The sequence below is a fragment of the Xenorhabdus beddingii genome (assembly GCF_002127545.1).
Lineage (GTDB): Bacteria > Pseudomonadota > Gammaproteobacteria > Enterobacterales > Enterobacteriaceae > Xenorhabdus > Xenorhabdus beddingii.
This window is the reverse complement of sequence record NZ_MUBK01000057.1, coordinates 1-4967: the sequence shown is the minus strand read 5'-3', so window position 1 is coordinate 4967 and position 4967 is coordinate 1. Positions and strand designations below refer to the sequence as shown.

Below are 4967 nucleotides of genomic sequence, written 5' to 3'. Positions count from 1 at the left end.
AATGGCAATAGCCACAAGCAAAAAAGTATTCGAAAAAATCACAGAAATGACCAAATCAAAAATAGCCTAAACCCGTCCCAGCGGGTTTTCCATTTGTGCCGCCTAGTTACTTTTGCTAATCCTCTACATGAGGAAGACACAAAGCCCCTACGGGGCTTTTTTGTTGTGTTAGCCCATTTCGTAAAATGTAATTCTAATTGTTCTAATACAGAACAATTGAATAAAATCAGTAGGTTGTTAGATTTGCTCTACGGCCTTTGTTTGGTAAGTTCTTTTTTCAAGTTTAATAACTTCTTGAACTTCTGGCTATCGCTATCTATTCGTTCCATAAACCGTTCTATCAGCCAGTCTATTTTTTCATTATTTTTATCAAACTTATCATAGCTAAAATTGCCTTTTTCATCATGGCAATCATTTTCGATTACGCTTATGTAAACACGGGTAAATTCTTCATTCATAGGCATAGATACACCGCCATATAGAGTATCTTGCAAAATTTGGACAATCTCTGAATTCATTGACCTGCCATTTCCATCTGCTCTTTTGGCAATAACCTCTCTCATGCCATCGGGCAATCTGAGCATGAATTTATCTTGAGCTGCTACAGGTTTTTTTGCCATTTTCATTACCTTCTAAGTGATCTCTAAATAGATGGTAATAGCATATTGACATCATGTAAATGCATGTCATACTGACATCATGTCATTATGACACTATTGATATGGAGCAAAAAGTGATGAGTGTTAATGCAAATACAAAAAAGAAAAGTGAAGTAATGCAACTAAGAACAACGAAGTTCCTAAGGGAACAAGTTTGTCTGTTATCTGAACAAGATGGTATTTCGAAAAATTCAGTTTTGAATCAGGCGCTAGCTTGGTATGTAAGTGAGAGGGCAAGAAGTGTGGCGCAATAAAGGCGAAACCCCAACGGCGGCAACCATCGGGGGCTTCCAAACCTTCAAGCTGTGGAAAGTAATTAAAGATTATGTCAACCCATAACAGAGAGTGACAATATGAATAATGTAGCAAATAAAAACCTTCCTGTCATTGCGGGCGTAGAAATCACTACCGATGCAGAAGGCCGTTTTAACCTGAATGCGCTTCATAAGGCGAGTGGACTTGGGGAAGAAAAAGCGCCAGCTAAGTTCTTTCGCAACAAAACAGCAAAGGATTTGATTTCTGAGTTAGAAAACCAAACTGGACAAATTTGTCTAGTTAGCTCAGAAGGCAAGTCTGGCGGCACTTTCGCACATGAACTTTTAGCTGTTGAATACGCAGGATGGATCTCTCCGAAGTTCCGTTTGCAGGTCAACCAAACTTTTATTGATTACCGTTCTGGTAAGTTAGCGTCTGTTTCTGTTGACCCAATGAAGGTACTTAGAGATCCCGACGCGCTGCGTGGAATACTCCTTACCTACACCGAGAAAGTGATTGCGCTGGAGGGTCAAGTTGCGGACATGAAACCAGATGTAGACGCATTTGATCGCATAGCCAAAAAAGCGACTGGCAGTATGTGCATTACCGATACTGCGAAACACCTACAAATTAATCCTAAAACTCTTTTCAATACCCTATCTTCAAACAAGTGGATTTATCGCCGTTTGGGTAAAAAGAACTGGATTGGTTATCAGGACAAGTTACAGCAAGGGCTATTGGAGCACAAAATAACTATTGTCGCTAAAGATGATGGAACCGAGAGAGTTTGTGAGCAGGTTCTTGTGACTGCAAAAGGAATTTCCAAGCTAGCGAAGATGTTGAGCGTGAAGAAAGCGGCTTAAGGACTGACGCCAAGGACGGCGAAACAATGATCTTTTTAAGAGGAATAACTAATTTACCAATAATCAACAGTACTAACAATAGTTAATTACTCGTAATGCGCGTATAAATAGTTGAATATTCGAAGCGTCTCGCAATTCGCGGCTAAGTTCCTTTACAAAACGTTACAATAACGTAATAAATAGTGTCGCTCCAAAACGGCGAAGCCCCCAACTACTGGAATAGTCAGGGGCTTCTTGTAAAACGTCTAATACCTACCGAGGAATATAGACATGACAAGTATAGCAATTAACCAAGCGCAAAACACCAACCCTATTCGGGGTTATTTTTCATTTCTTTCAAGCCTCACTGCTTTTTCTGCGGCGAGCTTCGCAATTTCTTCTAATATTTCGCGCTTAATGAGGCAATCCTTTGATTCTTGAGATAATTCCGATGATGATTGTCCCTGAGTGATTATTTTATGATTTCTGACCGCATTGAGCAGAGCAGCGATAATCTCAGCGTTTACAGACCGCTTATTATCCGATGCCATTTCCTGAACTAACTCTTTCAGGTCTTGAGGCAATCTAATGTTAATTTGTGGGTCACGACTCATAGATAAAATCTCATTAATAAATTGTTGACATGGTAGCCATTAACTACTAGCCTATCAATAGTAGCCAATGGCTATATCATACGGAGGAGCCATGAGTAATATAGGAAGACCACCACAAGTAAATATTAGGATGCCTAGTGAAGTAAGGGAAAGTTTGAAGAACATTGCAAGTATACAAGATAGATCTATGAACTATGTAATCGTTAAAGCACTTAAAGAATACATAGACAGAAACAGCGAAGCCCCAACGCGTGCAGGCAATCAGGGCTTCTAATTTGTCAGAAACTTATCGAGGTAACCGACATGAGTAGTATAGCAATTAGCAAAACGAATAACACTAATCAGTTAACTTTCCGTAGTACAGTGTTTAATCCAGTAACCTATGCCAACAAAATCTGGTTTACTGCCGTTGAGTTAGCAAAGGCATTGGAATATAAAAAATCAGATGCGGTTACTCAGATTTATGAGCGTAATTCTGATGAGTTTACCTCAGCCATGACCGAGACCCTCAAATTGAGTGTCTCGAAGAAATCAAAGGGTTACGAAGATAATTTACAAAAAACAGTGAGAGTCTTCTCTCTTCGTGGCGCTCATCTGGTCGCTATGTTTTCTAAGACGAGTGTTGCTAAAGAGTTTCGTAAATGGGTGTTGGATATTCTGGATCGGGAAGTTGAAAAAAGTCATTTAGAAGTTACCAAAACCACAGTCCAAGATCGGACACCTCTTCGTGGTCTGGTTAATACTTTAATGGGCAAATACGGGCTAAATAGTAAAAAGCTGTTCCAGATGGTTCATCATGAGTTCGGTGTTAATCATATTGATGAGCTAAATCATGATCAGCTTCCCTCAGCAATAGAGTATCTGGCGACTAAAGCGATTGAAGGTGAGTTTTTAGGTAAAGAGGAGCTACCAATTCCTAATAATTACTCTGGCTTTACTGGTAGATTGCTGATGGAACTTGAACGCGGCGAGATACTTTATTCTCAGGCGCTAACACCTAGTCACCATGTATCAACCTTAAATGACTTTATGGAAATAGCTCAACGTGCTGGTTATCTATTAATACATAAAGAAGATATGCAGCCGATGATGAAGGCATTGGAAGGTTATAAGTTTAACGCTTAAGACCAAGCCAAGCCACGGATGGCTAAAACGCCTCTCTATTTTGTATATACAAATATTACAGCCAAGTAATATGTTTTATCTATTGATGATACAAAATTCATTAGCATTTCGTGAGTCTTTCTGAGTTGTTTAGTTCTCTTTCACAGTGTATTCTGTATATACAGATTAACCATAGGTTAAAGACATTGGCACATGAAACTCTTAATATCATCCAACGTCAGATTGAAGTTAGCAGGTAAAAACCCACCTGTTAATGAAGAGGATATACTCCAGTGCTTTTCTAATCGGGTTGGGTGCTTCCTTGAAGATACAAGAGAAGACAATAGAACTGACCCGCCAACTAAGTGGTTTATATCTGAAACTGATTACGGTGTTAAATTAAAGGTAGTCTTTATTTATTACCCTGATAAAGGGGTAGCTATAAGAACAGCCTATGCACCTAACGAAGATGAATTGAGAATTTACAGAAAATACGGCCTAGGAACAGAGAAATGAGCAGACAAACTGATAAGCGAACAGACCTGATAGCTTCTACTGATGAGGCATGGGAAAACGGTGAGCTTGGTTGCAGTGAGGCTCACGTTAAGGTATCTGATATAACGGAAGATTTGATTAATGATGCGCTGGATTTGCAGCCAATTTCAATTAGGCTGAATAAGTCCCTGATAGAAGATTTGAAAATGATAGCTGACCTTAGTGGCTTGGGTTATCAGCCATTGATCAGACAGGTTTTAAACCGCTTTGCCAATAGTGAGAAAAAACGGATACTCGCCGAAACTCACAGCAAGGCGATGAAAAGTGAAAAAAGAAAATCGACCAATAAACGCCACAAGGCAGCTTAACTAAATGACCACCCAAGAACCCGCTCCGGCGGGTTTTTCATTTATGCCAGCCAGTGCTTTTACTCTACCTTCTGTAAATCCCCCTCACACTTTCTGAGATTGCTGATCAAATAATCAGTAACACTTATCATTATCTCAGTGGTTAAATGTAGAAAATGTTTAACGTTGGGGGAAGCAATGAGTAATGAAAAAATAGCGTTTATTCACCCGTATAATCCTGATAGCGATGAACAGCCGTTGCTTGTTTTTGACTGCGAAGAGTTACCATTTATTGTCGATTTCCATTTCAAGGTTTTCATGATTAACCTGAAGCATGATGAACCGTATTACATACAAAGTCAGTTGTTTAGGATTGCGGATTCGAACCAAATAGAAGTATGTGATAAAAAAGGCTTTTGGATGAAAACGGAAGATACGCAGGGAAAGCCAAATGATATCGCGGCATCTATCAGGCTCAGTTTTCTTAAGGCTAAGCTCTCATACGAGGGCACATATTTTGTTAAGGTTGGCATTCTGGTCAATAATGAGGAGATTGATAAGAATGAGGCCTACTTTAAAGTGAGTCTTGTAAATGAATAACGTTACAGTTGATGCTAGATTGGAGTCAAGAAACAGACTTAGGGTGGTTAG

Annotated in this window: 9 protein-coding genes; 7 read left to right on the top strand and 2 right to left on the bottom strand. The window is 39.4% G+C overall.

The window, feature by feature from the left end; translation table 11 throughout:
• Positions 1-248 precede the first annotated feature (248 nt).
• A complete protein-coding gene (locus Xbed_RS17840) occupies positions 249-620 on the bottom strand; it encodes an Arc family DNA-binding protein (RefSeq protein WP_086114185.1) in 372 nt (123 codons plus the stop codon).
• Between the two features lie 113 nt (positions 621-733).
• Between Xbed_RS17840 and Xbed_RS19550 the strand changes: the two genes are divergently transcribed.
• Together Xbed_RS19550 and Xbed_RS20015 are read left to right on the top strand one after the other, a co-directional pair.
• Positions 734-913, top strand: a complete 180-nt coding sequence (locus tag Xbed_RS19550; RefSeq protein WP_139837533.1) for a hypothetical protein — start codon at positions 734-736, stop codon at positions 911-913.
• A 99-nt stretch (positions 914-1012) separates the two neighbouring features.
• Positions 1013-1777, top strand: coding sequence for a phage antirepressor KilAC domain-containing protein (locus Xbed_RS20015; RefSeq protein ID WP_208612271.1), 765 nt, complete (start codon positions 1013-1015; stop codon positions 1775-1777).
• 320 nt (positions 1778-2097) lie between these two features.
• On the opposite strand, the gene Xbed_RS17825 is transcribed toward Xbed_RS20015, so the two are convergent.
• A complete protein-coding gene (locus Xbed_RS17825; protein WP_086114184.1) occupies positions 2098-2370 on the bottom strand; it encodes an Arc family DNA-binding protein in 273 nt (90 codons plus the stop codon).
• 91 nt (positions 2371-2461) lie between these two features.
• Between Xbed_RS17825 and Xbed_RS17820 the strand changes: the two genes are divergently transcribed.
• The 5 genes from Xbed_RS17820 to Xbed_RS17800 all read left to right on the top strand — a co-directional run bounded on the left by Xbed_RS17820 (position 2462) and on the right by Xbed_RS17800 (position 4916).
• Positions 2462-2644 carry a CopG family ribbon-helix-helix protein gene (locus Xbed_RS17820; RefSeq protein WP_139837532.1) on the top strand — a complete coding sequence of 61 codons (183 nt, stop codon included), beginning with the start codon at positions 2462-2464 and terminating at the stop codon, positions 2642-2644.
• 29 nt (positions 2645-2673) lie between these two features.
• Complete coding sequence (locus tag Xbed_RS20770) at positions 2674-3495, top strand: BRO-N domain-containing protein (RefSeq protein ID WP_086114182.1); 822 nt, start codon at positions 2674-2676, stop codon at positions 3493-3495.
• Positions 3496-3687: 192 nt separating this feature from the next.
• A complete protein-coding gene (locus tag Xbed_RS17810; protein ID WP_086114181.1) occupies positions 3688-3990 on the top strand; it encodes a hypothetical protein in 303 nt (100 codons plus the stop codon).
• A complete protein-coding gene (locus tag Xbed_RS17805; protein WP_086114180.1) occupies positions 3987-4337 on the top strand; it encodes a hypothetical protein in 351 nt (116 codons plus the stop codon). Before Xbed_RS17810 ends, Xbed_RS17805 begins: the two co-directional genes overlap by 4 nt.
• Before the next feature lie 177 nt (positions 4338-4514).
• Entirely contained in the window at positions 4515-4916 is a 402-nt protein-coding gene (locus Xbed_RS17800; RefSeq protein ID WP_086114179.1) for a hypothetical protein, read from the top strand.
• The last annotated feature ends 51 nt before the right edge of the window (positions 4917-4967 follow it).

Bases quoted from the DNA above. Each gene is read 5' to 3' on its own strand.
- Xbed_RS17840 (WP_086114185.1), bottom strand. From the start codon at position 620: ATGGCAAAAAAACCTGTAGCAGCTCAAGATAAATTCATGCTCAGATTG.
- Xbed_RS20015 (WP_208612271.1), top strand. From the start codon at position 1,013: ATGAATAATGTAGCAAATAAAAACCTTCCTGTCATTGCGGGCGTAGAA.
- Xbed_RS17825 (WP_086114184.1), bottom strand. From the start codon at position 2,370: ATGAGTCGTGACCCACAAATTAACATTAGATTGCCTCAAGACCTGAAA.
- Xbed_RS17820 (WP_139837532.1), top strand. From the start codon at position 2,462: ATGAGTAATATAGGAAGACCACCACAAGTAAATATTAGGATGCCTAGT.
- Xbed_RS20770 (WP_086114182.1), top strand. From the start codon at position 2,674: ATGAGTAGTATAGCAATTAGCAAAACGAATAACACTAATCAGTTAACT.
- Xbed_RS17810 (WP_086114181.1), top strand. From the start codon at position 3,688: ATGAAACTCTTAATATCATCCAACGTCAGATTGAAGTTAGCAGGTAAA.
- Xbed_RS17805 (WP_086114180.1), top strand. From the start codon at position 3,987: ATGAGCAGACAAACTGATAAGCGAACAGACCTGATAGCTTCTACTGAT.
- Xbed_RS17800 (WP_086114179.1), top strand. From the start codon at position 4,515: ATGAGTAATGAAAAAATAGCGTTTATTCACCCGTATAATCCTGATAGC.